19 protein-coding genes are annotated in these 26,211 nt (G+C 70.5%); 10 read left to right on the top strand and 9 right to left on the bottom strand.

The genetic code is table 11. The features are described 5' to 3' along the window. Positions 1 to 596: 596 nt before the first annotated feature. Together eccCa and ACIQM4_RS24990 are read left to right on the top strand one after the other, a co-directional pair. Positions 597 to 4,571, top strand: a complete 3,975-nt coding sequence (eccCa, locus tag ACIQM4_RS24995) for a type VII secretion protein EccCa (protein ID WP_401595602.1) — start codon at positions 597 to 599, stop codon at positions 4,569 to 4,571. Positions 4,572 to 5,115: 544 nt separating this feature from the next. Then, complete coding sequence (locus ACIQM4_RS24990) at positions 5,116 to 5,508, top strand: hypothetical protein (protein WP_401595600.1); 393 nt, start codon at positions 5,116 to 5,118, stop codon at positions 5,506 to 5,508. 13 nt (positions 5,509 to 5,521) lie between these two features. Here the strand turns inward: ACIQM4_RS24990 and ACIQM4_RS24985 are convergent, their stop codons facing one another. Continuing rightward, positions 5,522 to 5,713 (bottom strand): hypothetical protein, encoded by a 192-nt coding sequence (locus ACIQM4_RS24985; RefSeq protein WP_401595597.1) that lies wholly within the window; start codon positions 5,711 to 5,713, stop codon positions 5,522 to 5,524. A 12-nt stretch (positions 5,714 to 5,725) separates the two neighbouring features. Next, a complete protein-coding gene (locus ACIQM4_RS24980; RefSeq protein WP_401595594.1) occupies positions 5,726 to 6,577 on the bottom strand; it encodes a helix-turn-helix domain-containing protein in 852 nt (283 codons plus the stop codon). Positions 6,578 to 6,919: 342 nt separating this feature from the next. Here ACIQM4_RS24980 and ACIQM4_RS24975 point away from each other — a divergent pair, with 342 nt between their 5' ends. Continuing rightward, entirely contained in the window at positions 6,920 to 7,315 is a 396-nt protein-coding gene (locus tag ACIQM4_RS24975) for an ATP-binding protein (RefSeq protein WP_401595592.1), read from the top strand. A 66-nt stretch (positions 7,316 to 7,381) separates the two neighbouring features. Here ACIQM4_RS24975 and ACIQM4_RS24970 read toward each other — a convergent pair whose 3' ends face one another. The 7 genes from ACIQM4_RS24970 to ACIQM4_RS24940 all read right to left on the bottom strand — a co-directional run bounded on the left by ACIQM4_RS24970 (position 7,382) and on the right by ACIQM4_RS24940 (position 14,855). Then, the gene (locus tag ACIQM4_RS24970; protein WP_401595588.1) at positions 7,382 to 7,681 is read right to left on the bottom strand and encodes a WXG100 family type VII secretion target; all 300 of its coding nucleotides are present in this window, start codon (positions 7,679 to 7,681) and stop codon (positions 7,382 to 7,384) included. A gap of 65 nt (positions 7,682 to 7,746) precedes the next feature. After that, positions 7,747 to 8,112: a WXG100 family type VII secretion target gene (locus tag ACIQM4_RS24965; RefSeq protein ID WP_401595586.1), complete on the bottom strand. Its 366-nt coding sequence runs from the start codon at positions 8,110 to 8,112 to the stop codon at positions 7,747 to 7,749. A gap of 57 nt (positions 8,113 to 8,169) precedes the next feature. Then, positions 8,170 to 9,399: a S8 family serine peptidase gene (locus tag ACIQM4_RS24960; protein WP_401595583.1), complete on the bottom strand. Its 1,230-nt coding sequence runs from the start codon at positions 9,397 to 9,399 to the stop codon at positions 8,170 to 8,172. 56 nt (positions 9,400 to 9,455) lie between these two features. Further along, positions 9,456 to 11,198 (bottom strand): hypothetical protein, encoded by a 1,743-nt coding sequence (locus tag ACIQM4_RS24955; RefSeq protein WP_401595581.1) that lies wholly within the window; start codon positions 11,196 to 11,198, stop codon positions 9,456 to 9,458. A 2-nt stretch (positions 11,199 to 11,200) separates the two neighbouring features. Then, positions 11,201 to 11,674, bottom strand: coding sequence for a hypothetical protein (locus ACIQM4_RS24950; protein ID WP_401595579.1), 474 nt, complete (start codon positions 11,672 to 11,674; stop codon positions 11,201 to 11,203). A gap of 212 nt (positions 11,675 to 11,886) precedes the next feature. Continuing rightward, a complete protein-coding gene (mycP, locus tag ACIQM4_RS24945; RefSeq protein WP_401595576.1) occupies positions 11,887 to 13,191 on the bottom strand; it encodes a type VII secretion-associated serine protease mycosin in 1,305 nt (434 codons plus the stop codon). 14 nt (positions 13,192 to 13,205) lie between these two features. Beyond that, positions 13,206 to 14,855, bottom strand: coding sequence for a type VII secretion protein EccB (locus ACIQM4_RS24940; RefSeq protein WP_401595573.1), 1,650 nt, complete (start codon positions 14,853 to 14,855; stop codon positions 13,206 to 13,208). A 192-nt stretch (positions 14,856 to 15,047) separates the two neighbouring features. Between ACIQM4_RS24940 and eccE the strand changes: the two genes are divergently transcribed. From eccE to ACIQM4_RS24905, 7 genes are all read left to right on the top strand, one after another. Continuing rightward, positions 15,048 to 16,442 carry a type VII secretion protein EccE gene (gene eccE / locus ACIQM4_RS24935; RefSeq protein WP_401595570.1) on the top strand — a complete coding sequence of 465 codons (1,395 nt, stop codon included), beginning with the start codon at positions 15,048 to 15,050 and terminating at the stop codon, positions 16,440 to 16,442. Then, the gene (locus ACIQM4_RS24930; RefSeq protein ID WP_401595567.1) at positions 16,439 to 17,179 is read left to right on the top strand and encodes a hypothetical protein; all 741 of its coding nucleotides are present in this window, start codon (positions 16,439 to 16,441) and stop codon (positions 17,177 to 17,179) included. The genes eccE and ACIQM4_RS24930 overlap by 4 nt, the downstream gene beginning before the upstream one ends. 169 nt (positions 17,180 to 17,348) lie before the next feature. Beyond that, positions 17,349 to 17,582: a DUF397 domain-containing protein gene (locus ACIQM4_RS24925; protein ID WP_362416549.1), complete on the top strand. Its 234-nt coding sequence runs from the start codon at positions 17,349 to 17,351 to the stop codon at positions 17,580 to 17,582. 562 nt (positions 17,583 to 18,144) lie between these two features. After that, positions 18,145 to 21,834 (top strand): SCO5717 family growth-regulating ATPase, encoded by a 3,690-nt coding sequence (locus ACIQM4_RS24920; RefSeq protein WP_401595563.1) that lies wholly within the window; start codon positions 18,145 to 18,147, stop codon positions 21,832 to 21,834. 303 nt (positions 21,835 to 22,137) lie between these two features. Next, on the top strand, positions 22,138 to 24,144 hold the full coding sequence (locus ACIQM4_RS24915; RefSeq protein ID WP_401595560.1) for an ABC transporter substrate-binding protein: 2,007 nt from the start codon (positions 22,138 to 22,140) through the stop codon (positions 24,142 to 24,144). Positions 24,145 to 24,210: 66 nt separating this feature from the next. Next, complete coding sequence (locus tag ACIQM4_RS24910) at positions 24,211 to 25,287, top strand: ABC transporter permease (protein ID WP_401595557.1); 1,077 nt, start codon at positions 24,211 to 24,213, stop codon at positions 25,285 to 25,287. Next, the gene (locus ACIQM4_RS24905; RefSeq protein WP_401595554.1) at positions 25,284 to 26,210 is read left to right on the top strand and encodes an ABC transporter permease; all 927 of its coding nucleotides are present in this window, start codon (positions 25,284 to 25,286) and stop codon (positions 26,208 to 26,210) included. The genes ACIQM4_RS24910 and ACIQM4_RS24905 overlap by 4 nt, the downstream gene beginning before the upstream one ends. Position 26,211: the final 1 nt, after the last annotated feature.

The raw sequence follows: 26,211 nt of genomic DNA, 5'->3' as shown, positions 1-26,211 counted from the left end.
TCTTCACGATGTGGCCGGCCGGGCCCGCCCGTGCGCGCCCGTCGCCGTGGGCGACGACTCCGGTGGACACGCCCCGGTCGGCGCACGCCGGTGACGTGCCGGCCGTACGCCGGTGACGTACGGGCCGCACGCGCTGACGCGTCGGCCGCACTCCGCTGACGTACCGGCCGCACGCGGTGGCGATACCGGTCGCGCTCCGGTGGATGGGACGACCACCGCCGGTGTACCGCGGTCCGGCGGACGGGACGACCGGCAGCCGACGACGCGTCGGCCACGCATCACCGCACGCACCCCCCGCCACGCACGCCCGCCACACACCCTCCGTGCACACTCGCACACACCACCCGCACACCCATTGCGCCCACTTGCACGCCAGGTGTCCGAAATGACCGTCAACGGTGGAGGATCGACCGACGATTGCCCACTTGTCCTCAACCACACTGTTTGCTCCCGCTGTTCGCGGGTGCGTACTTGCCGGGCGCCACCCTACCGCCGCCCCGGCCACCGGTGTGCAAGTTAGGATCCCGGCGGGCAGAGTCGTCCGTCATGAGCTGCCAGGAGGAACGACTCCGGTCCGGTAGGGGAATTGGGGAGTTGTGAGCCAGATAGTCGTCAAGCGCCCGCCTCGTGCGCTGCCATCCGAAATTCCCGGCGAGCAGGTGCATTTGCAACCGCCGCCGGAATTGCCGCGCGGTCAGCAAGAGGGCGCGCTGATGCAGATCCTCCCCATGCTGGGCATGGGCGGGTCGGTGGTCTTCTTCTTCATGACACCGAATCCGATCATGAAGATCATGGGCATGGTGATGGTCGCTGCGACCGTCGGCATGGCGGTGGCGATGCTGGTGCGCTACCGGCGCGGCACCCAGGGCGAGCTCGCCGACATGCGGCGCGACTACCTGAAGTACCTCACCAGGACCCGCCGTACGGTCCTGGAGACCGCACGGCTCCAGCGTGACGCGCAGTACTACCTGCACCCCTCCCCCGAGCAGCTGTGGGCGCTGGTCGCCGAGGGCAGCCGGGTCTGGGAGCGGCGGCCGTCCGACCCCGACTTCGGCCAGGTGCGGGTGGGCCTCGGCAGCCAGCAGCTCGCCACCCCCCTGGTTCCGCCGGAGACCGCGCCCGTCGACGAGCTGGAACCGCTCACCGCCGGGGCGATGCAGCAGTTCCTGAACGTGCACAGCACCCTCGACGGGCTGCCCATGGCGGTCTCGCTGCGGGCGTTCTACCACCTGACGGTGAGCGGCGACCCGGAGGGCGTACGGTCCACCGCGCGCGCGGTGGTGGGTTCGCTCGCCGCGCTGCACTCCCCCGAGGACCTGGTGATCGCCGTCGCCACCGACCGGCGGCACGCCCCCGAGTGGGAGTGGGCGAAGTGGCTGCCGCACGCCCAGGCGCCGGGCGACGGCGACGGTGCGGGCAGTCGCCGGCTGGTCACCACCGGCGTCCAGGAGCTGGAGGACCTGCTGGCGGGACGGCTCGACGGCAGGCCCAGGTTCCAGCCGGGCGGGCAGCCGCTGCTGGAGGAGCCGCACCTCGTCGTGGTGATCGACGGTCTGTCGGTGCCGCCGATGTCGCGGCTCGCCTCGCCCGAGGGGCTCCAGGGCGTCACCGTCGTCGAGGTCGTACCGGGTGAGATGACCGGTGCGCGGGGCGGCCTCTCCGTCGTCGTACGGCCGGACGCACTGCGGCTGGAGTCCGGGCACGGCATGGTCTACGACGGTGTGCCCGACGGTCTGAGCCGGGAGGCGGCCGAGGCGCTGGCCCGGCAGCTGGCGCCGCTGCGGATGGCGTCCGGCGGGGACGACGACGAGCCGCTGCTCGCCAATCTGGAGTTCACGGACCTGCTGGGGCTGGGCGACGCCGCGTCGGTGGATGTCGCGCGGACCTGGCGGGCACGTTCGCAGGCGGAGCGGCTGCGGGTGCCGATCGGGGTCGGCGAGGACGGCTCACCCGTGATGCTCGACCTCAAGGAGGCGGCGCAGGAGGGCATGGGCCCGCACGGTCTGTGTGTCGGAGCGACAGGCTCCGGAAAGTCGGAGCTGCTGCGCACGCTCGTGCTCGGCCTCGCCGTCACGCACTCGTCCGAGACCCTCAACTTCGTGCTCGCGGACTTCAAGGGCGGGGCGACGTTCGCCGGGATGTCGCAGATGCCGCACGTCGCCGCGGTGATCACCAACCTGGCCGACGACCTGACGCTGGTCGACCGGATGGGCGACTCGATCCGCGGTGAGCTCAACCGCCGCCAGGAGATGCTGCGCGACGCGGGCAACTACGCGAACATCCACGACTACGAGAAGGCGCGTGCGGCCGGCGCCCCGCTCCAGCCGATCCCCTCCCTCGTCCTGGTCATCGACGAGTTCAGCGAGCTGCTCACCGCGATGCCGGACTTCATCGAGATGTTCGTGCAGATCGGCCGCATCGGCCGCTCGCTCGGCGTCCACCTCCTGCTCGCCTCGCAGCGCCTGGAGGAGGGCAGGCTGCGCGGCCTGGAGACCTACCTCTCCTACCGGGTCGGTCTGCGTACCTTCTCGGCGGCCGAGTCGCGGGCGGCCCTCGGCGTTCCGGACGCCTACCAGCTCCCCAACGTGCCCGGCTCGGGCTATCTGAAGTTCGGCACGGACGAGATGGTCCGTTTCAAGGCGGCGTACGTGTCCGGGGTCTACCGCACCGGCGCCGAGCGGCCTGCCGTGGGCGGGACGCTCCGGGTGGACCGGGCACCGGCGCTGTTCACCGCGGCCCCGGTCCCGGTGCGCTATCTCGCGCCTGCCGCGACGGGTTCCCGTACCGGCGGGGCCGGACCCGCGCAGGACGACGCGCTCGCCGACACCGTGCTGGACGTGATCGTGCGCCGGCTCGAAGGGCGTGGCGCCGAGGCGCACCGGGTGTGGCTGCCGCCGCTGGACAATCCGCCGGCCCTCGACGAACTGCTGCCCGGTCTCGCGGGGGTACCCGGGCGCGGGCTGACGCAGCCGGGCTACGAGGGCGCCGGACGTCTCGTCGTCCCGCTCGGCGTGCTGGACAAGCCGTTCGAGCAGCGGCGCGACACGCTCTACCGGGACTTCTCCGGGGCGGCGGGCCACATGCAGATCGTCGGCGGCCCGCAGTCGGGCAAGTCGACGCTCCTGCGGACCCTCGTCACGGCCTTCGCCCTCACCCACACCCCGCAGGAGGTCCAGTTCTACGGACTCGACTTCGGCGGCGGCGGGCTCTCCGCGGTCGCCGGACTGCCGCACGTCGGCGGGATAGCCTCCCGGCTCGACCCGGAGAAGGTCCGTCGTACGGTCTCCGAGGTGTACGGGATCATGGCGCGCCGTGAGGAGTACTTCCGCTCGTCGGGCATCGACTCCATCGCCACGTACCGCAGGATGCGGGCGCGCGGCGAGATATCGTCCGCCGACCAGCCCTGGGGCGACGTCTTCCTGATCCTGGACGGCTGGGGCAACTTCCGTACCGAGTACGAGGCGTTGGAGCAGCTGGTCCTGGAGATCGCCGCGCGCGGTCTCGGCTACGGCATCCACCTGGTCCTCACCGCGTCCCGCGCGATGGAGGTGCGCGCCAACCTCAAGGACCTCCTGATGAACCGCCTGGAGCTGCGGCTCGGCGACGTGATGGACTCCGAGATCGACCGCAAGGTGGCGGTGAACGTGCCGGCCGGGGTGCCGGGGCGTGGCATCGCCCCGGAGAAGCTGCACTTCATGGCGGCGGTGCCGCGCATCGACGGCATCAACTCGGACAGCGAGCTCTCCGACGCGTCGACGGCCATGAACCGGGAGGTCGCCCGGCACTGGACGGGCCCCGGCGCTCCCGCCGTGCGTCTGCTGCCCCGCGAACTGCCCCTGTCCTCCCTCCCGCACGGCAACGCGCACCCGGGCCGCGGCGTCGCCTTCGGCATCGACGAGAACCTGCTGGAGCCGGTGTTCGTCGACTTCGACCAGGACCCGTTCTTCCTCGTCTTCGGTGAGAGCGAGACCGGCAAGACGAACCTGCTGCGCCTGTTCATCCAACAACTGACGGAACGTCACGATCCCTCCGAGTGCCAGTTCTTCGTCATCGACAACCGTCGCGGCCTGCTCGACGTCACGCCGCCCGCCCACCTGGCCGAGTACGTCCCCATGTCCAACAACATGGAGCACCATGTGGACGCGCTGGAAGGCCTGATGAAGCGCCGCACACCCCCCGCGGACGTGACCGCGCAGCAGCTGCGCGACCGCAGTTGGTGGCAGGGACCGAACGTGTACGTGATCGTCGACGACTGGGACCTGGTCGCCACGTCGAGCGGCAACCCGCTGGGCCGCCTGGCGGAACTCCTCCCGTTCGCCCGCGACGTGGGCGTCCGCTTCGTCATCGCCCGCAACACGGCGGGCGCGAGCCGCGCCGCGTACGAACCCTTCATGCAGCGCATGCAGGAACTGGGCGCCCAGGGAATGGTCCTGTCCGGCGACCCGAACGAGGGCGACGTCCTCCAGGGCGTCCGCCCACGCCCGATGCCGACGGGCCGGGGAGTCTTCGTCTCACGGAGGCGGGGGAAGCCGTTGGTGCAGACGGGGGTGGTGGGGGTGGAGGGGCGGTAGGCACGCTCTTCTGCCGTCCCGCAAGGCGGGGTCGCCGGGCGCACGGCCACGGACCTACTCGACCTTCGCGGTGGAGCTTCGTCCGGCGCCGGGTAGCTGAATCTGTGCCGGACATCTCGAGTACCTCCAGGAGAACGAGAAAAAAGCTACTGCCCGGATGGCTCAGGGCGCCCAAAAGCATCGAAACCATAGGGACGGCTGGGCTCTGGGACACTGCTAGCCACTATGCCCGGGAGAGCGGTGGAATGAACCGATCCGAACTCGGGAGTCTGCAATCGGAACTAGCGAATGCGTACGCACGGGGCAAGGACGGTATCGAAGACATCGAAAAGGGGATAGCTGGATGAATCAGGTTGGTCGACGGTACGCGCGTATCGGTTATTCCTCTTCGATTGCGCTTCTCATGTTGACTGCATGCACGGAGGATGTACCACAACGCCAGGGGGACCCTCCCAACCACCTATCTCGGATTCGGGGGTTGCATCTCCCAGGAGCCAGGGCAAGGAGATGTAACCCTCTCGGTAGTCAGAGGAGATGGTCGGCGTTGCCCGCCGGCACCGTCCGCTACGCGTACGACGGGAACGTAATGTACAACGAATTCACTACTCCGGAACAGCAAGAATTCCTTGACACCTTCGGTGAGTGGCCGGTAGTTATCGAAGGCAACGTGCACCAGGTCACGCTTTATGACGAAAAAAGGGAGACGCTGGTGCTCTCCTTCGATCCTCTGGGGCAGTCGATCCGAATTCGTTGGACAGACTCCGACGGCCGGGAACTCCTTGATGTCTTCCGGGAAGGGGCTACACACCTACGCATCACCAACGCACCTGGTTCTGCCGGGCTGGTGGCCCAGTTCAAACTGGAAGAGCAGATCGGCGAGATGCACATTCAGGTGTTTCCAGGGATCTCCATACGCGACCAGATGCTGTTTGCGTAGAGACTCCAGGGACTCAGAGGAGGTGGTCGGCCTTGCCCGCCTTGATGTCGCGGATGAGGTTGCGCAGGGCTTCCTGGGTATCGGCGAGGGGGGTGTCCTCCTGGCCGAGGAGAGCGATGTAGCCGTTGCCGGCGTTGTCGGTGCCTATGCGAAAGCAGTTGTTGCCCTCGCCGCAGAAGGGGGCTTCCCAGTGGATGCCGGTCACGGTGGGTTCTCCTCAGAGTTGGCTGGCGATGGCATGCATGAAGTCCCGCGATTCATCGGCGCGCAGGGTCGCCTTGGCCATCCAGTCCAAGTGCGACTGATATTTGCGGAGCTGAGCCTCCGAGTGCATGAACTCGGGGCCGTGCGCCGAATCGAGCTGCACGGTGTCCAGCAGGGGCACGACACCGTGCACGTAGAGCAGAGCATGGCCCGCTCCGGGAAAGGCACCGGCCTCGGCCGGGAGCACGCGCAGAGTGATGTTGTCGCGTTCGGACATCCCGCACAGATGCTTCAGCTGCTCGCGCATCACCTGTCGACCTCCGAACCTCATCCGCAGCGCGGCCTCATGGACGTACCCGACGTACGGCATCGGCGGCTCGCGCACCAGTACCTGGCGGCGCTGCATCCGATGCGCCACGCGGAGTTCGACCTCCAGGCGGGACAGGGGCGGAAGCACCGAGTCGAAGACCGCACGAGCGTACTCCTCGGTGTGCAACAGACCCGGAACGTGCACGGTCTGGACGGTGCTCAACGCGTGCGCGTGCCACTCCACCTCGGCGATGTCCAGTAGCCCTTGGGGCAGTTCTCCCCGGTACTTGTCCCACCACCCGCGTCCGCGCCGTGCCGCCATCTCGGCAAGCGCGTCGACGTACTCGGCATCCGCGCACTCGTAGTTGCTAGCCAGCGTGCGCACCCGCTCCGGGGCGATCGGACGTACTCCGGACTCCATGTTGGAGACCTTCGTGCGGTCGAGACCGAGCAGCCCCGCGGCGTACTCGGTGGTCGCACCCGCGGCAGTGCGCATCTTGCGGAGCTCGGCCCCGAGGCGCAGTTGTCGCTCCGACGGTGTGGGTCGCGTTGGCATGCTGCCCCTTTCGGGCGGACGTTGCGATCAGTCTGCCGCTGTACAGGTGTGCCAGTCCAGATAGATCGGCAATTGCCCCCTTTAGCTTGGGCACAGGTGCCTCGTGTGCTCTACTTTGAGTAACGCACCGACTACGCACACGAGTTGGAAGTGCATCGCGCGAGCCTGCCCGGAAGCTTCTTCCCTGGGAGGGGCGGGCTCGTGCCAGGGAGACAGGCCACTACTCGCCGGCGGGCCGGACAGCGCCCCAGTAACCGTAGTGAACAAGGGAGTTCAGCCATGACGGTCACCTCGCTCTGCCCCGTTGCCCTTGAAGAACCATCGTCGTACGAGGAAAGAGGCGTGCTCGCGCTGAGTCTCACCGTTCCCGGTGAGCCGCGCAGTGCGGGCATCGTACGGAATGCCGTGGCCGGTGCGCTGCGGGTGCACGGGATGGAGCGGTACGGGGTCGTTACCGCGCTCGCCGTGACTGAACTCGTCGCCGTGGCCAGCGGTTTGACCAGCGGCGCCGAGCTGTACATCTCACTGCGGTGGCGCGAGGAGTGTCTGCGGCTGGTGGTGTGGGACCAGCATCCGGCGCACGCGGAGGTGGACGCCGCGTCGTTGTGTTTCGTACGGCGCAGGCGGGCGCTGTGGCTGCTCGCGGAGGTCGTGAACGACTGGGGCGGGGAGTGGGGAGTGGGCGAGGCTGCGCCCCCGCACAGGGGGGTCAGGTCCTGGGTGTATCTGCCCAGTTGATCTGCGCGCCCCGGGGTGGGCGCCTCCCGCGTGTGCCCACCCCGAGTCGTGCGTTTCGTCGAGCGGCTAGAAGTTGCTCGCGGCCTTGTTGTCGGCGGCCTTGTACGCGAGGACGGCCTGCGCTATCTGCTGCGAGATCTTGGTCAGGTTGTCGTGGATGCCCTGCGCCTGGTTGTCCCAGTCGCGCTGAGCGGTCTCGTACGCCGTGTGGGCCTTACCCGCCCACAGCTGGGAAACGCTCTTGACCTCGGTCTGGATGGCCTTGAGTTCCGTTTCCAGACGCTTCGCCTGCCGCTGGACGTCCTCGGCGGCACGGTCCAGCGCGCTGTAGGTGACGATCATCGAGCCGGGTTCCTGCGGTGCCATGGGGTGCTCCGGAGTGGTGTGGTGGGAAGGGAGTTGTGCGGGTGGAGAGGGGGCGGGGCCGGCCCTCAGAACTTGTTGAGGTTCGAGGTGTTGGCCTCAACCCTCGCGTCGCCCTGGTAGCCGCCCACCACGTCGACGCCTCGCATCGCCTGAAGGACCTCGTCCTCGGTGTTGCCGGTGATGGTCCGGGCTGCCTCGATGCCCTCCTGGAACTTCAGGAGCAGTTTGCCGATCTCCACGATCCGCTGGTTGATCTCGGACTGCTTCTGGTTGAACGCGCCGGCGCCGATACCGCGCCACTGGCCTTCGAGGTTGTCGAGCGTGGCGTTCAGCTTGTGCAGCGTTCCCTTGACCCCGTCGAAGCCGTGGGTCAGACGCGTCTGGAGCTTGGTGAGTGAGGCATCGTCAAGCTTCTGCTGGTCGAGCGGCATGAGATGACTTCCTTTCGGTTGCGCGTGGGTGGAGGTGTTGCGATGAGCGGCCGTTGGTCAGGTGGTGCGGCGCTTGCGGACCACCGCGAAGGCGCCTGCGGCGAGGACGAGCACGGCTGTGACGATTCCCCCGATGAGGAGGGGGGAGGGGCCGGAGCCGGCGTCCTGGGAGGAGGAGGCGAGGGCCGGGGAGTCCTTGCTACGGGACTTTGCAGGCGGCTTGGTGGCGGCAGGGGGGTTGGGCTCAACCTCATACGCGACGAAGTCCCGGTCGGGGGCACCTGGATCACCCTTGCCATCGACGAGATGCGCCCGCGGGCGAATGCTGCCGTGGCCCAGGTAGACGCTTCGCGATCCCGTTTTCCAGCTTCGGCCTGCCGTGTCGTACATGACACGCAGCACCTGATTCGCGCTCCACGACGGGTGCTTGGACCAGATCAGGGCAGCGGAGGCGGACGCCAGGGCCGCAGCGGAAACGAACCCACCGCCGGAGCAGTACCGCTCGAACTTCGCATCGCACCAACGAGGGATCTCGGCACCCGGAGCCGCGAGATCGACCTCATCCCCGTGCTGCGAGTAGTTGTTCACCTGACCGTTGCGGTCGGTCGAGGACACCCCGACAACCTCAAGGTTCTTGGCGGGGTACTGGGGTTTGTTCCCTTGCTTGGCGTTGTCACCGGTCCCGGCGAACACCAACTTGCCTTTGGAAGCGGCATATTTGAAGGCATCCGTCTCGCCGAACCTGCCCAATTGGATCGGCCACTCGCTACCCACAGAAATGTTGATGATTTGTGCGTCGCTGTCCGCAGCAGCCCTCACCGCCTGGTACAGGGAATCTTCCATGATTTCGGGGAGGGCATCGTGCTTGTGGAGGGCAACCTTGAACGGAATGATCTTCGCTCCCGGCGCGAGTCCTCGGATGCCCCCACCCTTGCCCGTTCCGGCGATGAGCTCCGCCGTCGTGGTCCCCTGACCGTTGGTGTCGTCGGTCTGGGTGTCCGCGCCTTCCCTGGTGAAGTGCTTGCCAGGGAGCACCTGCCCCTTAAGGGACGGTGTGGACGCGTGCACCCCGGAGTCGATGACAGCGACCTTGATGCCCTTGCCGGTGGAGACCTTCCACATCTCCTCGGCCTTCATCGGGCCCAGGTACCACTGCTCAGGCGAGGCCTCGGCAGCGACCGCCGCCGGAGCCGCGGCAGCGAGGCCGATACTGCACACCATCGCTGCCGCGAGCACGCATTGCCTGCGCTGCCGGCGCCTTCGGGGCTGGCTGGTTCCTGCCGTCATCCTGGCTTCCGGGCCTTTCGCTGTGCTGGGTCTTACTCGGTCGGACGTGGTGGAACTCAGCCGATCACCGGCGGTACGGCACTGCGGCGGCCGGCTGTCCAGGTCTCTTCGTCCTCGGTCAGGTAGTCGGGCCGCTCCGAACCGTGCTCGTCGTCGCGCTCGTTCGGGTCGCGCGGGCCTGCCGGGCCTCGTACGAGTCCGGCTCCGCCCTGGGTGAAGCCGCCGGTCCCGGGCCTGGCGGGGGCTGCCGCACCGTTCCGGGGCGTACCCACCACTCCGTTCGTGCTGGAGGCGGGGCGGCCGGTGGGCCGGTTGGCCCTGCTGCCCGCCGGGTTGGCGCCTATTGCTCCGCCCGCGGGGACGCGGCCCGCCGAGGTGCGACCTGCCATACCTGACTCGCCGCCGACGACCGTGCCGCGCGGGATGCGGGAGCCGGTGGAACCGGGCGCGGTGCGCTGGGGGTTGCCGCCGGTGATTCCGTCGGTGCGGCCCGCGCGGCCCATGGGCGGCTGCCCGGGGGCGCCAGCACGGCCCATCGGGGCCTGGCCCTGCGCGCTTCCGCGGCCCATCGGTGCCTGACCGGGGGCACCGGGCCTTCCCATCGCGGACTGGCCGGGGCCTCCTGCGCGGCCCAACGGCGCCTGCCCGGGAGCGCCCGGTCGACCCGCGGGCATACCGGAGATGCCCGGCGCACGCTTCACGCCGCCCTGCGCCGGAGGTGCGTAACCCGGAGCCATGGGTGGCGTATTGCCCACCGTCGGGGCCTGGGCTGACGTCGGGACGGTCGTAGGAGTAGCGACCGGCGCAGGAGCCGGCGGCGCCGCGGTCTGGGCGAGTTGCATCGACGGGTCGTTGACCGGTGCGGGGGAAACCGCCCCGACCGAGCCGACGGGACGGTCGGTGTCGCCCGGCACCCGGGCGTTACCCACGGCGTCCGCGCGTCCGGCTTCCGGGTGCGCGACCTCGCCGGGGCGGGTCGTGTCGGCGGGCGCGACCGGTCCGGAGTTGCCAAGGGTTCCGGGCCCGCCCCGCGCCTCTCCGAGAGACCCGTCGCCGCCACCACTGGGCGGCGGTACGTTCGCCTTCAGAACCTGGTCGAACTGCGGCGGGTCCTCCATCGCGAGGTTCTGCTCGGAGACCATGTAGAACGACGACAGGCGGTTCATCTGGTTGATGGCCTCCTGGCGGTCCTTCTCCACCTTCAGCGCCGCGTCGTACGCCGGGTTGCCCTCGACGCGGCTCACCAACGGCACATCGTCCGGCTTGCGCTGGTCCAGCCGGCTGTCCCTCGGTGGCATCGCCTTGTGCACGGAGGTCAGACCGGTGCTCGCGACCATGATCTGCGTACCGGCCGTGTGGGCGAAGTCGCCCAGGAGGCCGGCGTGCGCGGCAAGTCCCTTGCCGAAGGTACGGAAACGGGTTCCGCCTTCACCGTGCCAATCCACGCTTCCGACGTAGTCGCTGAGCTCCTTGGCCGCATCCTTGAGCGCGGTCCTGGCCGCCCAGAGGGCCTCTCCTGCCGCCGCCAGCTCGGCCGGATTCGCGTTCTCGACCAGGTCGATCATGGCGTTGAGGTCGTGGGCCTCGAAGCTGGTCCGAGCCCCGTGCCCCGGACGGCTCAGCGTCTGCACGAGAGGGACGGGAGGAGGGTCGTCCCAGGTCTCCGGCGGGGCGAACATCGTTCTCATCTTCGCGACCGCTTCGAGGTTCTCGGTCGAGCCGAGCTGCTCCCGGACTTCCGCGCGGTCCTGCGCGAGCTGCGCCTTTTCGGCAGAGGTCTGCGGGTTCTCTTCAGCCATGGTCAGTACTCCGTCTTGGGGGCCGTGGAGGGCCCCTGTGGGCCAGGCTGGTGGAGGCGCGCTTCCCGCTGACGTTGCTCGCGCTCATAGGCCAGGTCTCGGCGCTCCTGTGCCAGCTGCTCCTCGGTAAGCCGCGCCTGTATCCCCGCATACCTCTGCCGCACCTCCTCCTCCACATTGTCGTAACCGACCTCCGACGCGTGCACACCAATGCTCAGCGCCTCGATCTGGTACCCCAACGTCTTGGAGAGCGACGTGAGTTGCTGGTGCACGCGGTTGTACTGCGCGTACAGCCCGTCCGCCTCCGCGAATGCCGCGTTGCCCCCGCTCAGCGACGCCCTCGACACCCGCTGTGCCGCGATCTTCGTGCGGCCCGCGTCTCCGCCCTCAAGGTCGTTCAGCAGGACGTTCACCCTGCTCTGGAAACGCCGAAGCGCCCCCACGCCCTTCGACAGATCGCTTCCGTCATCGCCCACGATGAATTACCTTCCCCGTCCCCGTTTGCTCTGTCCCTACCGGTTGCGATCGCAGTGCTGGCGAGTCCCATCCGTCACAGGGGAACCACTCTATCCAGATCTCCGGCACAGCCAACCCCGTTATCAGGCGCGTGATGGACAACACCGCAAGCGCTTGTGGGACGTTGGTGGGTACTTGTCCCCCACATCCCGACTTGAGGTGATGTTGTTCGCTACTGCGACCGCGCACCACCGTGGGGAGTGACCACGGTCGTCGCGCGGCTCCGTCGGCGGCCGTCCCGTACCGCCACGGCCGCACCCGCGATCGCCGCGACCAGCACACCGCCCCCCACCATCACGTACGTGCCCAGGCGGGCGTCGCGCTCCTGGGGGGTCTCCCCCACCGGGAGTTCGGCGGCGGTCGGGGCGTGCACGCCCGTCAGACCTCCGCCCGCAACCGGCGCCGGGGGTGGCGTGTGCTCGTCCTCGGTCAGTGCGCGGACCGGGTCGACCACTCCCCAGCCCACCAGTCGGTCGTGGGCCGGGACCGCGCGCTCCGCGGTCTGCTGGATCTGGGTGACCACCTGCTGGCGGGTCCAGTCCGGGTGCTTGCTGCGGATCAGGGCCGCGACCCCCGCCACGTACGGGGCGGAGAAGCTCGTGCCGTTGTCCGCGCAGTGGCCGCCGCCGGGGACCGTCGAGACCATGTCCACCCCCGGCGCCGCGACCCCGACGAACTCGCCGGACTGGGAGAACGCCGCCCGTTCGTTGTTGCGGTCGGACGCGGCGACGGCCAGGACGCCCGGGTAGGAGGCGGGGTAGGTCTGCTTGACGTTGCCGCCCAGGCCGTCGTTGCCCGCGGAGGCGACGATCACGATGCCCCTGGTGAGCGCCCGCTCGACCGCGCGTTCCAGCACCGGTGTCGGCCTTGTCGCGTTCGCCGTGTCCTGCGAGATGTTGATGACCTTCGCCCGGCTCGCGACCGCGTGGTCGATGGCGGTGGCCAGGGTCACCGCGTCGCCGTGGCCCTCGGCGTCGTTCTGCTGGATCGGGATGATCGTGGCGTCCGGGGCGAGGCCGACGAAGCCGGTGCCGCGCAGCGGGCGTGCGGCGATGATGCCCGCCACCTTGGTGCCGTGGCCGACCGTGTCCGTGGTGCCGTCCTCCTTGCCGCGCTCGATCGGCGTGCCCTGCTCGTCCTTGATGCCCTTGGGCAGCGCGTTGAGGCCGCTGCGGGTGTCCACGGCCGGGGTCAGCTGCTTGTTCTTCACGTCGACGCCGCTGTCGATGACGGCGACCCGGACGCCTTTCCCGGTGGACTGCTTCCACAGTTCGTCGAGCAGGACCCGCTGGAGGGCCCAGGGGCGCCCCTCGTACGGCTTCGCCGGGTACTGGCACTGATCCCCGGTGTCCTCACCGGCCGCCGGGGCCGCCGTCGCGGGCGGCGCGGACACCGCGAGCAGACCGAGGAGCGGCACTGCCGTGGCCGATGCGGCCGTCAGCAGCCGTACGAGAGGGGGGAGTTGGTGACGGGTCATCTGCGCGCCGCTCCTCACGAACCCTGCGGCTGGCGCGCCGCGCCCGTCGACAGACGCGGTCCGGTCGGCAGGAACTCCGACCAGGCGAGCGGTATCGGGGCGGGCTGTACGTCCTTGTAGCCGAGGCGGGTCTGCGCCTGGGCCGCCTCCTGCCTGCGCGCCTCCTGCTCCTCCTTCGTACCGGAGCCGATGCCGCCCTCCGGGTCGCCCGTCGCGCTGTCGCCGTTGGACTGCATCGCGTACCGGAGTCCCGTGTCGGTGACCAGGAAGACGAAGCCGGTGCCGGTGGTGGAGCCCTGGAACTGGCGGAACAGCTGGCCGGAGCCGGGCGTGACGTACGCACTGCTCGCCCCGGCCGGCAGCGGCGCGGGGAACGCCGGGCCCGCCCAGGTGCTGAGCGTGGTGGCACCGGTCGCACTGTCCACGGAACGCAGTACGTTGCACACGGTGTTGCGGGGGGCCGAGGAACCGGTGGACTGCGACGCAGGGGACGCAGGGTCGGCGGACCGCGCAGAGCCGGCGGGCCCAGGAGAGCCGGCGGACTGTGCCGAGCCGGCGGGCGTCGCCGAGCCTGTCGCCGGGTCGTTCACCGGCTTCGGCGCCGCCTGTGGCCACCGGCGGTCCTGGCCGAAGGCCGCGCCCGGCTCGATCGCCGCCGCGCTCACCGCCGTCGGGCGGCCCGCCTGGCCGAGCGAGATCAGCTGGCGGCTGTTGATCAGGAGCTTCGCGGTGAAGTCGGACACCGGGGCGACCCGGCCCCTGAGGACCACGTACTGCTGGGACCTGGTGCCGTCGGTGGCCCGCAGTACCATGCCCACCTTGTTCTGCTCGGGCCGCAGGCTGCCAGGCGCGCCCGCCGGGGTGTTGGGCACTCCGTCCGAGGCGGCGATACGGGGGAAGCCGATCGCGTCCCCCTTGTGCAGGGTCGCCAGCCAGCCCGCCGACACGCGCTGCGGGACGCGCCCGTGCCCGACCAACTGGCGCAGCAGCAGTTCTTCCTTGGCCACCGGGTACGCGGTGCCGCCCGCGTCCACCAGGTAGCGGGTACGGGCCGGTCCTGGCCCCTCGACGTACAGCAGGTCGCCGCCGGTCAGGCGCTCGCGGCTGTCGGTCTTCGCGGCCTCGCGCTCGGCGAGGACGAACGCCGCCTTCTGGATGGCCCGGCCGCCCTCGCCCTGCTGCTCGCAGACCGCCCAGCGCTTCGCGCCACCCGCTTCCTTCGCCTCCGGCAGCCGGTCGGGGCCGTACGGTATCCCGAGCGTCGCGCCGTGCGGGATCTTCCCGCTGTCCAGCACCTTCTCGTCGATGTTGACGACCTTGCCCTTGCTCGGGTCGAGGAGCAGCCGGGCGGAGGACATGTTCAGGACCGGGTGCAGCTGGGTCTTGCCGTCGGTGCTCAACACCACATAGCGGGTGGTCGACTTGCTGGCAATGATCACGTTCTCGCCCGGCTTGTCCCATTCCTTGGGCGCGACCGGCTTGAACATGCCCCAGGCGCCGAACCCCGCGAGGATCACCACACCCACGATCGCGCCCGGAATCACCGCCCGCAACGGCCGGGGCGCACCTTCTTCCGAACCCGTCGAACTGGGCTGGAGAAACTGCGCAATCAATCTCCTCTTCGCAAATGTGTAGGCGTTGAGTTCGTCCCGACGTGATGCCATCTGTCCGCTGTTCCCTCTCCCCGCTGGGCCGCACAGGTCCCCGGGTGCACCGCGCTCCTCCGGGCGGGTCCTGCTGTCCTGCTGCCCCTCACTATGCCTGCCGGTGTTCGCATCCCGCTGCTCCGGTACTGTGATCGACCGGTCAACCCCTGACACGGGGTGGCCGGTTGTAGAACCGACGGGAAGGCTGCGGTGGCGACGACAACGCGCGAACGCGGGGGGCGGAACACACCGCAACCATCCGGAAACCGACGTAACTCTTCCCGTCGGCAACGTAGCAACGAATCGAACAACCCGGACCGGCAGGGTTCTGTCACCCCCGGCCCGGCGGCCGTTTCCCGGCCCGCCGATCCACCGGCGAAGGCCGGTCTGCGACCGCTCTCCCGGACCGGCCGGCCGGCCTCGCTGCCGCTGCGGCAGCTCGTCCTCGTGGAGCTCGCGGTGGCCGCGGCCGGTCTCGGCTGGCTGGCCGGCGGCAGCTGGATGGTTCTCGGCGCGGTGGTGGCCGTGCTGCTGCTGTTGTCCGCGGTGGTACGCCGCCGGGGGCGCGCGGTGCTGGACTGGCTCGCCGCGGTACTCGCGCTGCGGGCCCGCGGGCGGTCGGGCGGCGCTCGGCTCGATCCCGCCCTGGACCCCGCGCTGGTGCCGGTCGCGGAGAACGTGCCCGGGTTCGGTCCGTACACCTACGTGGACCGGGACCGCCGCACCGTCGGCATGATCGGCGACGGTACGTTCCTCACCGCCGTCGTCCGCGTCGAGGCGAGCGGCGAGGCGCTGCGGCCCGCGTCCGGCGCGCGTGCGCTGCCGTTGGCGCTGTTGGGCGACTGTCTCGCGGTGGACGACATCGAGCTGGCGTCGGCCCAGCTGCTCCAGCAGGTACGGGCCGCTCCGGCCCCGCATCTGCCCGAGCGGTCGGCGGCCCGGGTCTCGCACGCCGAACTCCAGCAGCAGACTCCCGCGCCCGCGCTGCGGATGACCTGGATCGCGCTGAAGCTCGACCCCGAACGCGCCCACGAGGCCGTCGAGGCCCGCGGTGGCGGGGTGGCAGGCGCCCAGCGTTGCCTGGTGCGGGTCGCCGACCACGTGGCGAGCCGCGTCACCGGGGCGGGCTTCCGGGCCGTGGTGCTCGACCAGGAGGAGCTGAACTCCGCGATGGCCACGACCGCCTGCGTCAGGGCCGGCGGGCCCACCGGCCCCGGCGGGGGTGCGGGGACGGACACCGCCCGGCGGACCTCCGAGACGTCCCGGGTCTGGAGCTGCGACGACCGCCTGCACACCACGTACGCGGTGGGCCGCTGGCCGGAGCTGGGCAGGGCCGCGACGCCGTTGCCGCGACTGGTCTCCGCGCTGGCCGAGGTCCCCTCGTACGCGACCACCGTCAGCCTGACCGTGCGGCGCGGTCCGCACCGGGGCTCCTCCACGGTCACCGGGCACGTCCGGGTGACCGGCGACTCCGACACCCAACTGGTGTCCGTACGGAAGGAGTTGGAGCGCATGGCGGGCTCCGCGAAGCTCGGCCTGGTACGCCTGGACCGGGAGCAGCTGCCGGGCGTACTGGCCACACTGCCGCTGGGCGGTGCCGAGTGAGGGGCCGCAGCGGGGCGGGGCCCCGGGTCAGGGATCTCGTACCGCGCGGGCTGCGCGGCCCGCGCCACCCCGGGCACAGCATCGCCACGGAGGACCTGGGCGCACTCGCCCTGCCCGTCGGTGACGACGGCATCCTGCTCGGCAGCGACACGGGCGGTCACGCCCGGATACTCGGGCTGCACCGCCCCGCCCCGTACGAGATCCTGCTCATCGGCGGTCTCTGGACGGCGCAGGCGGTGGCTCTGCGCACCGCGGGCACGGGGGCGCGGGTGAGTGTCGAGACCGGCCGCACCCAGGCGTGGACCCAGCTCGCGCAGGCGGCGGGCGGCGGGCCGGACGCGAACAGCGTCACCCTGCACGACGTGGGGCGGGTGCCGCCGAGCGGTGCGACGCCGGGTTCGCCCGTGCTGGTCGTGCGGGACTGCGGGATGCGGCCGCCGCGCGGACGGATCGTGTCGTCGCCCTGGCAGTCGGTGCTCACCCTGCTGCCGTACCTCAGCCCGGTGGCGCCCCGGCTGATCCGCAACTCCGCGCTCGTGGGCGTACAGCGGGTGTCGCCGGACGAGGCGCAGCAGATCGGCGGGCTGCTGGGACTGACGCCCGAGGAGGTCGCCGCGCTGCCCGGCCTCGGCGACGGCGTCACCCTGTGGTGCGCGGGCCGCGAACGGCACTGGGTCGCGACGATGCCCACCCCCGTAGAGGGGACCCTGCTCGGCCCCGCCCGCCGGATGGACTGAGGGCCGGGTTCTGCGGGGCCCGGCGAGCGCGATCCGGCTAGCACGATCGCAGCGAAGAGGGAACCCCCCGCTGACGCATCGGGCACCATGGCAGGGGAGCGAACGGCTGCTGCGAGAGCGGCCGTTGGCTGTTGGGCCGGCCGCTGGAAGTGAAGGGACACCCGGACAAATGGGAACGCAGCAGGAGAAGGACGCGCTCTACGCCCTCGACATCTCGGACGTGGAGTGGCTCGGCGCGCCGGGCACCGAGGACGCCGAGGAGCGCGTGGAGATCGCGTACCTGCCCGAGGGTGCCGTGGCGATGCGGTCGTCGGCGGACCCGGAGACCGTGCTCCGGTACACCGAGGCGGAGTGGACGGCCTTCGTGCTGGGGGCGCGGGACGGTGAGTTCGACCTGACGTAGCCGTGGCGGGTGCGCGGGCCCCACGGGCGTGCACCGCGGTGAGGAGCGGTCGCCGGGCATACCTGCCGGGTGGCCGCTTTTCGCTGTGGGGGTACGGGGACGGGGGTACGGGGGGGCGGGGGAAGTGGGCATCGGCGAGCATCGACGCAGCTGTGCGCGGAGTCTGCTTGTGCAGAGTCTGTGCGTGCTGCCATGACACATGCCACAGCTGGTGACACCTGATTGTTGGCAAGCGTGCGGTCGGCGGGACGGGTCGCTCGCATTCCGTACGGAGATGTCGAGTTGTGACCGTTTTGGCCGTTACGGAGTGGCGCCGCGAGGTCACTTGTGGGCGTCAAGTGTCCCCCGAGGCCCGGTTCGTCGGGTGAGCAGGCCTGCCGTACGGGCACTGCTGACGACTAGGCTGACGCACGGGCGCGACAGGCGGGCCTGCGAGCAGCAGGCAGGGTGCGCCGGCCGCCCCGGCAGAACACGGGGAAGCGCCGAGCGGATCGGACGACGGAAGCGGTCACCCCACCCACCACGCACGGCACCAGGGTGCTCGACCACAGCAGGAGGCAATGTGAACAGCGAGCGGGACGACATCCGCGAGGGCTGGAACGTGCCCGTCAGCGCGCCCGCCGATGAGTCGCCGGACGCGGAGGCCGACCAGACGGGCGAGTTCACGATCGACTACACGCCGCCGGCTTGGTACACGCAGAACGCGGGCTCTCCGGGCGCCTCGGGCACCGCGGCCGGTGCGGAGGGCCACCCTGGGGACTCGGGGGCTCCGGACGCTCCGGGCGCTTCTGAGGTTGCTGGGACTGCGGGGGCTCCGGAGACTGTGGGGGCTTCGGAGACTGCGGGGGCTCCGGAGACTGCGGGGGCTTCACCTGTGGTGCCGGCGGCACCTGGCGAGCCGACGGCGCCTGCTGCGGCTGACTTCGACGTTCGGGGTGAGGAGCCGGGGGCGTTCGGGGGCGGGGATCTGGAGAGCGGGGCGACCATGCGCTTCTCCCCCGCCGCGCTGAAGCGGGAGTTCGCGGCACTCGCGGCGGCCGAGGAAGCTGCCGCGGCTGCGGACGCCGCCGGGACGGGGACTGACGCCGGGGCATACGGCGGCACGGGCGACGGCCCTGCGGCGCAGGACGCGTCGGCGGCCGGAACCGGAAGTGGATCCGGAAGTGGATCTGCAAGTGGGTCCGATACGCAGCCGGGCGCGGAGCCCCACATCACCGGCGCGGACAAGGACGGGGACGTGCTCGCGACGGCATCCGTGTCCGACGACACTCCTGCCGCTGTCACTGCTGACGATGCCGCAATTGACGCGGCTGCGCCCGATGTCGATGTCGCCGCCCCCAGCACCGCAACGAGCGTCGCCAGCAACGCTTTTGACGTTCCATCAACTATCGGAGACCCCGACGCCACCGTCGACACGGCAGCGGACGCGGCCCCAGGCCGTGACGAGGACGAGCCCAGCGACTCCGTACCGAGCAGCTTCGCGCAGGACAACTTCGGGGCGGAGGGGTATGCGCCGAACGATTCCGTCCCTGGCGACTTCCGCAACGATTCGCCCGTCACTGACACCGGCACCCTGAGCGACGCCGTCCCCGAGGACAACCCCTCGGACACGCCGGCCGCCTCCCCTGCCGACGAGCCCCAAGACACCCCGCCCGCCGGTGCCGCCGCACCTGCGCCCCAGTCCTGGGCTCCCCCGGCACCTGCGCAGGGCAGCCTGCCGCCGCTGCCACCTTCCTTCCAGCCCGCCGCGCCCTCGACCGCCCCGCAGTGGCCCGCGCAGCCCGTGGCCCCGTCGGCACCCTGGTCCGCGCCCGCGCCGTCGAGCGAGAGTTCCGGCCAGCAGGCGCAGGGCTCCCCCGGATTCCCGCAGGACTCGGCACCCGCCCCGCAGAACGGCTACGGTTTTCCGCCGCAGCCGCAGCCGCAGCCCCAGCCCCAGGCAGCTCAGACCGGCCACGCCGTCCCGCAGCAGCCGGGTTACGGATTCCCGCAGCCCGCCGCGGCACCGCTCCCGACGCCGGCACCGGCTCCGGCACCACCGGCACCGCAGCCTTCGGCTCCCGAGCTCCCCCAGGACGGCGGTTACGGATTCCCGCAGCCCACCGCGCACTCCGCGCCCCCCGCGCCCCCCGCTCCCGACGGCCCGGCCCACCAGCCCGTACCGCAGCAGCACCAGTACCCCCAGGCACAACCGCAGCCGCACGCACAACCGCAGGCACAGGCACAGGCGCAGGCACAGGCACAGGCGCACGCACAGCCCCAACCCCAACCGCAGCCGCAGCCGCACGCACAGCCCCAGCCGGAAGCTCCCGCCGCGCCCGCCGCCCCCGTCGATCCCCGGTCCGGCGCGGCCTGGCCCTCTCCCGTCACGCACGACCAGCGGCAGGCCTCGCACCCCGGGGCTCCCCTCGGGTACACCGCCGCCGTCGAGCTGTCCTCCGAGCGGCTGCTGCGCAACAACAAGCAGAAGCCCAAGAGCAGCCGCAACCCGTCCGCCGGGTCCCGTTTCAAGTTCGGCGGGAAGAAGGAGGAGGCCGAGCGGCTGCGCAAGCTCGAACTCATCCGGACCCCCGTCCTGTCCTGCTACCGCATCGCCGTGATCTCCCTCAAGGGCGGCGTCGGCAAGACCACGACGACGACCGCCCTCGGCGCGACCCTCGCCACCGAGCGGCAGGACAAGATCCTGGCCATCGACGCCAACCCGGACGCCGGTACGCTCGGCCGCCGCGTACGGCGCGAGACCGGGGCGACGATCCGCGACCTCGTGCAGGCGATCCCGTACCTCAACAGCTACATGGACATCCGGCGGTTCACCTCGCAGGCGCCGTCCGGCCTGGAGATCATCGCCAACGACGTCGACCCGGCCGTCTCCACGGCCTTCAACGACGAGGACTACCGGCGCGCGATCGACGTGCTCGGCAAGCAGTACCCGATCATCCTCACCGACTCAGGCACCGGGCTGCTCTACAGCGCGATGCGCGGGGTGCTCGACCTCGCCGACCAGTTGATCATCATCTCGACGCCCTCGGTGGACGGCGCGAGCAGTGCCTCGACGACGCTGGACTGGCTGTCGGCACACGGGTACGCGGAGTTGGTGCAGCGTTCGCTGACCGTCATCTCCGGCGTGCGCGAGACCGGCAAGATGGTGAAGGTCGACGACATCGTGCAGCACTTCGAGACGCGCTGCCGGGGCGTGGTCGTGGTGCCGTTCGACGAGCACCTGTCGGCGGGCGCGGAGGTCGACCTCGACATGATGCGGCCCAAGACGCGGGAGGCGTACTTCCACCTCTCGTCGCTGGTCGCGGAGGACTTCGTACGGGCACAGCAGGTGCAGGGTCTGTGGACGGCGAACGGCAACCCGCCGCCGCACCAGGCTCCGCCGATGCCGGGCCACGGACAGGGTCCGGGCCAGGGGCAGGCTCAGGGACCGGCCCAGGGCCAGCACCAGGGGCCAGGTCAGTTCCCGGGGCAGCACGTCCCCGGGCAGCAGATCCCCGGTCAGCAGCACGCACCCGGGCAGCAGTTCCCCGGACAGCCGCACACTCCCGGGCAGTACCAACAGCCGTACGCACCCCAGCAGCATGGCCAGCAAGGCCAGCCCGGCCACCCCGGCCAGCAAGACCAGCCCGGCCAGCAGAGCCATCCCGGCCATCCCGGCCAGCAGCCCGGCCACCCCGGCCAACAGGGTCAGCCCGGATTCCAGTACGCCCCGCAGCACCCAGGCTCCCCCGCCGCACCTCAAGGTGGCCCCGGTCAGCCGTACGCGCCCCAACAGCCTCACCAGGGCGGGCAGCCCGGCGCACCCTGGCAGCAGCCCCAGCCTGGCGAACCGGCGGCGCAGCCAGGCCAATTGCCCCACCCGCAGGGTCCGGCACACGAGCAGCAGGGGCATGGCCAGGGACCGGCCCCCGTTCAGGGCCAACCTCAGCCCTACCCGCAGCCCCAGCCGCCCCAGTCCCCCGGCGGCTGGCCCCAGCAACCGCCCGCAACGGCTCCGGCTCCGGCCCCCCACGGGCATGCCGCACCCGCACCCGCACCCGCACCCACCCACGGCATCCCGGGCCAACCCGCCTTCTCGCAAGTTCAGTTCACCGGACAACCCCAAGCACAGCACCAGGCGCAGCCCCTGCCCGGCCAACCAGTGGTCCAGTCCGCTCCTCCCGAGGATCCGCAGGCGCCACCCCAGGCCGCCCCCCTGCCCCCCGCCAACTGGCCGCCGCAGCAGCCTCCTTCGGCCCCGCCAGCCCCCTAGCAGTAGGGCTTCAGAGGTCGAGACCAATGAGGGCCCGTTCCGTGAGTTCCATGTCCCCGTGACATGGCCGCGGGGCGGGCCCTTCGCGCGTGCTCGAACACGTGCGCCCCGCCAGCCCGTCACGTATTCCCGCAGCGCAAACGGCACTTGACGGCCCGATGGCGGTGCGCCTGCCTGCCGTTGACATGTCCGGAAGGGCGCTGGTAGACCTTCGCCACACCACTCTGCCCGGCCCATGATCCACCCGCTTCCCGGGCACGTACGAGCAAGTGACGCGCAAGTGACGACGCGAGGTCTCTGTCCATGGACACACAGGGCACTACGAACGGCCCCACGAACGGCGCCGGCTACAGCGCCGCCGGCAGATCCGTCGACGGTTCCGTCAGCGGTTCCGTCGGCGGTTCCGTCGACGGCTCCACCCCCCGAGCCCGCAGTCGCCGCACGCGCCGCCGCCCCGCGCGCCGTCTGTTTGCGACCGGCGCCGCGGCCTTCGCCCTGCTGGCCGGCGCCGCCAGCCCGCTGAGTCCGGCCGCCTCGGCGGCCCAGGCCGCGCCCGTGTCCCAGGTCAAGAACCAGCTGGGGACCCGGGCCGCGGCCGACGGCCAGAACCTCACCGTCGCCATCGCCCAGAGCGTCGACTCACTCAGCCCGTTCCTGGCCACCCGGCTCTCCAGCACGACCCTGCTGCGCCTCGTCTACGACTATCTGACGAACTACGACGTCAAGGACGCGCACACCGTCCCCGCCCTCGCCACCGAGTGGAAGTCCTCCCCGGACAAGCTCACGTGGACGTACAAGATCCGCAAGAACTCCAAGTGGTCCGACGGGCAGCAGGCGACCGCCAAGGACGCGGCGTGGACCTTCAACAAGATGATGACGGACGAGGGCGCCGCCACCGCCAACGGCAGCTTCACCGCCAACTTCAAGAAGGTCACCGCGCCCGACCCCGAGACCCTCGTCGTCGAGCTGAAGAAGCCGCAGGCGACGATGACGGCGCTGGACGTGCCGATCGTGCCCCAGCACATCTGGGAGAAGGTCGGCGACTTCTCGAAGTTCAACAACGACGACAAGTTCCCGATCGTCGGCAACGGGCCGTACATCATCACCGAGTACAAGACCGACCAGTACGTGAAGCTCAAGGCCAACAAGGACTTCTGGCGCGGCGCCCCGAAGTTCGAGGAGCTGACCCTGAAGTACTACAAGGACGGTGACGCGGCGGTCGCCGCCCTGCGCCGCGGTGAGGTCGGCTTCGTACAGAACCTGACCCCCGCGCAGGCCGCGTCCCTCAAGTCCGAGCCGGACATCAAGGTGAACGACGCGCCGGGCCGCCGCTTCTTCGCCCTGGCCACCAACCCGGGCGCCAAGGACAAGTCCGGGCGGAAGTTCGGCGACGGGCACCCCGCGCTGCTCGATCCGGCCGTCCGCAAGGCGCTTTTCCAGGCCGTCGACCGCAAGACGATCGTCGACAAGGTCTACCAGGGGCACGCCGTCGAGGGGCAGGGCTACATCCCGCCGCGCTTCGCCGACTACCACTGGCAGCCGACCGCCCAGCAGAAGATCAATTACGATCCGGCAGCGGCCGCCAAGACCCTCGACGACGCCGGTTACAAGAAGAACGCGGCCGGCAAGCGCGTCGGCAAGGACGGCAAGCCGCTCGACTTCCGCATCCTGTGCCACGCCATCGACCCCAATGACAAGGCGATCGGCAAGTACCTCCAGGAGTGGTGGGGAGAGCTCGGCGTCGGTCTGAAGGTCGAGTGCCTCGACGATGTCACCGACCCCTGGCAGAAGGGCAATTACGACCTGGCCTTCGACGGGTACTCGGTCAACCCCGACCCCGACTACGTCCTGTCGATCCACACCTGCGGCGTACTGCCCAGCTCGCCCGACGTCAGCGGCCAGACCGACAACTTCATCTGCGACAAGCAGTTCGACGACCTCTACGGCAAGCAGACCGTCGAGTACGACAAGGCCAAGCGCGCCGACCTCGTCAAGCGGATGCAGTCGCGGCTGTACGACACCGGGTTCATGAACGTGATGGTCTACCCGAACGCGGTGGAGGCCTACCGCACCGACCAGATCAAGTCCATCCTGACGATGCCGCAGCAGGCGGGCAACATCTGGGGCCAGGACGGATATTGGAGCTGGTGGTCGGCGGAGCCCGTGGCGGCCACCGCAGGCTCCGAGGGGGAGGACGGCGGCAGCTCGCCCGCCGTCTGGATCGTCTTCGGCATCGGCGTCCTGATGGTGGCCGGTATCGCCGTCGTCACCGCCGTGCGCCGCCGCTCCACCGCCGAGGACCGCGAATAGCGGGCCTTCGACGGCCGCGGCGAAGCCACCGAGTTCCGCGAACAATCCGGAGGACCCCACCCCACCATGAGCACCGCAAGCACCCCCGCCGTGGTGCGGGAGCCCGACGGCGGCCCGGTGAGGTCCGGGCCGCCGCGCCGCGCCCTCGCGCGCGCCGCAGGGCCGAGGACCGCCTATCTGCTGTTCGTCGCGGGGAAGCTGGGTGGCGCCGCCGTCTCGCTCTTCGCGGTGCTGGTCACCAGCTTCTTCCTGTTCCGGATCATCCCCGGCGACCCAGTACGGAAGATGACGCACGGCCGCCAGGTCACCGAGGAACAACTGGCGGCACTGCGCAGGCAGTTCGGCCTCGACCAGCCGATGTGGCAGCAGTTCACCGACTACTGCGGCAAGGCGCTCTCGGGAGACCTCGGCACCTCCTACCAGTTCCACGCGCCCGTCGGTGAGCTCGTCGCGGAGAAGTTCCCAGCGACGCTGCTGCTGACCGGTGTCGCGGTCCTGGTCTACTCGGCGCTCGGGCTGTGGCTGGGTACCCGCTCCGCATGGCGGCACGGCGGGCTCGGTGACCGGCTGAACACCGGCGTGGCGCTCACCCTCTGGTCGATCCCGGCGTTCTGGCTCGGGCTGCTGCTGATCATCGTGTTCTCGGTGGGCGTCGGGCCGATCCCTGGCATGTTCCCGACCGGCGGCATGGAGTCGGGCGAAGAGACGGGGTTCGCCCACGTCCTGGACGTCGCCCACCACATGGTGCTGCCCGTCCTCACCCTGGTCGCGGTCGGTTACGCGCAGACGCTCCTGGTGATGCGCTCCTCACTGCTCGACGAGATGGGCAGCGACTACCTGACGACCGCGCGCGCGAAGGGCCTGCGGGACTCGCTCGTACGCCGCAGGCACGCCGTGCCGAACGCCCTGCTGCCGACCGTCACCATGATCTTCATCAACCTGGGCCATGTGGCTGCCGGTTCCATCCTCGTCGAGACGGTCTTCTCCTGGCCCGGCCTCGGCGGCCTCTTCTACCAGGCCCTCAGCGTGCCCGACCTGCCGCTCGTACAGGGGCTGTTCGTGGTCTTCGCGGGGGCGATGATCCTGATGAACCTGCTCGCCGACCTGCTGTATCCGCTGCTCGATCCCCGGGTGGGCCGATGACCGCCGAAACCGAAGCCACGCCCGTACGCACCGCCACGGCGAAGTCCCTCGCGCGAACCCGCCGGCGCGAGTCCGCCGCCCGGTTCTGGAAGCAGTACCGGGCCGGGCGCGCCGGGCTGATCGGCCTGGCCGGGCTCGCCCTGATCGCGGTGCTCGCCCTGGCCGCCCCGCTCCTCGTCGGCTCCGACGTGCAGAACGTGACGAACGCACCCGGCGACGCCCTCGAATCCCCGAGCGGCCGGTTCCCCCTCGGCACCGACCAGTTCGGCCGCTCCCTGCTCGGGCTGCTGCTGTACGGGGCGCGGGTCTCGCTGGCCGTCGGGCTGATGGCGGCGGCCCTGTCCGTCGCCATCGGCACCCTGGTCGGGATCCTCGCGGGGCACTTCGGCGGCTGGTTCGCCACCGTCATGATGCGGGTCACCGACTGGTTCCTGGTGATGCCGTCCCTGGTGCTGGCGATCGTCCTGGCGACCGTGCTCTCGCACAGCATCTGGACGGTGGTGCTGGCGATCGGCGTCACCTCCTGGCCGACGACCGCCCGGCTGGTGCGGGCGCAGACCCTCGCCGTCGAGTCCCGCCCGTACATCGAACGTGCCAGGGCGCTCGGCGGCGGCCACGGCCATGTCATGACCCGGCACGTGCTGCCCAACGTCATGCCGCTCGTGCTCGCCCAGACCACCCTCGGCATCTCCAGCGCGATCCTCACCGAGGCCACGCTCGCGTTCCTCGGCCTCGGGGACCCCGACGTGGTCTCGTGGGGCGGAATGCTCCAGGACGCACGGGAGGCGGGCGCGGTGTCCTCGGGCCACTGGTGGTACCTGGCGCCGCCCGGCCTCGCCATCGCCCTGGTCGCCCTCGCGTTCACGTTGTGCGGCCGGGCCGTGGAGTCCGTGCTCAACCCGAAGCTGGGGGCGTCCCGTTGAA

The sequence above is a fragment of the Streptomyces sp. NPDC091272 genome, from assembly GCF_044757485.1.
GTDB lineage: Bacteria > Actinomycetota > Actinomycetes > Streptomycetales > Streptomycetaceae > Streptomyces.
This window is presented reverse-complemented; position numbering and strand designations above follow the sequence as displayed.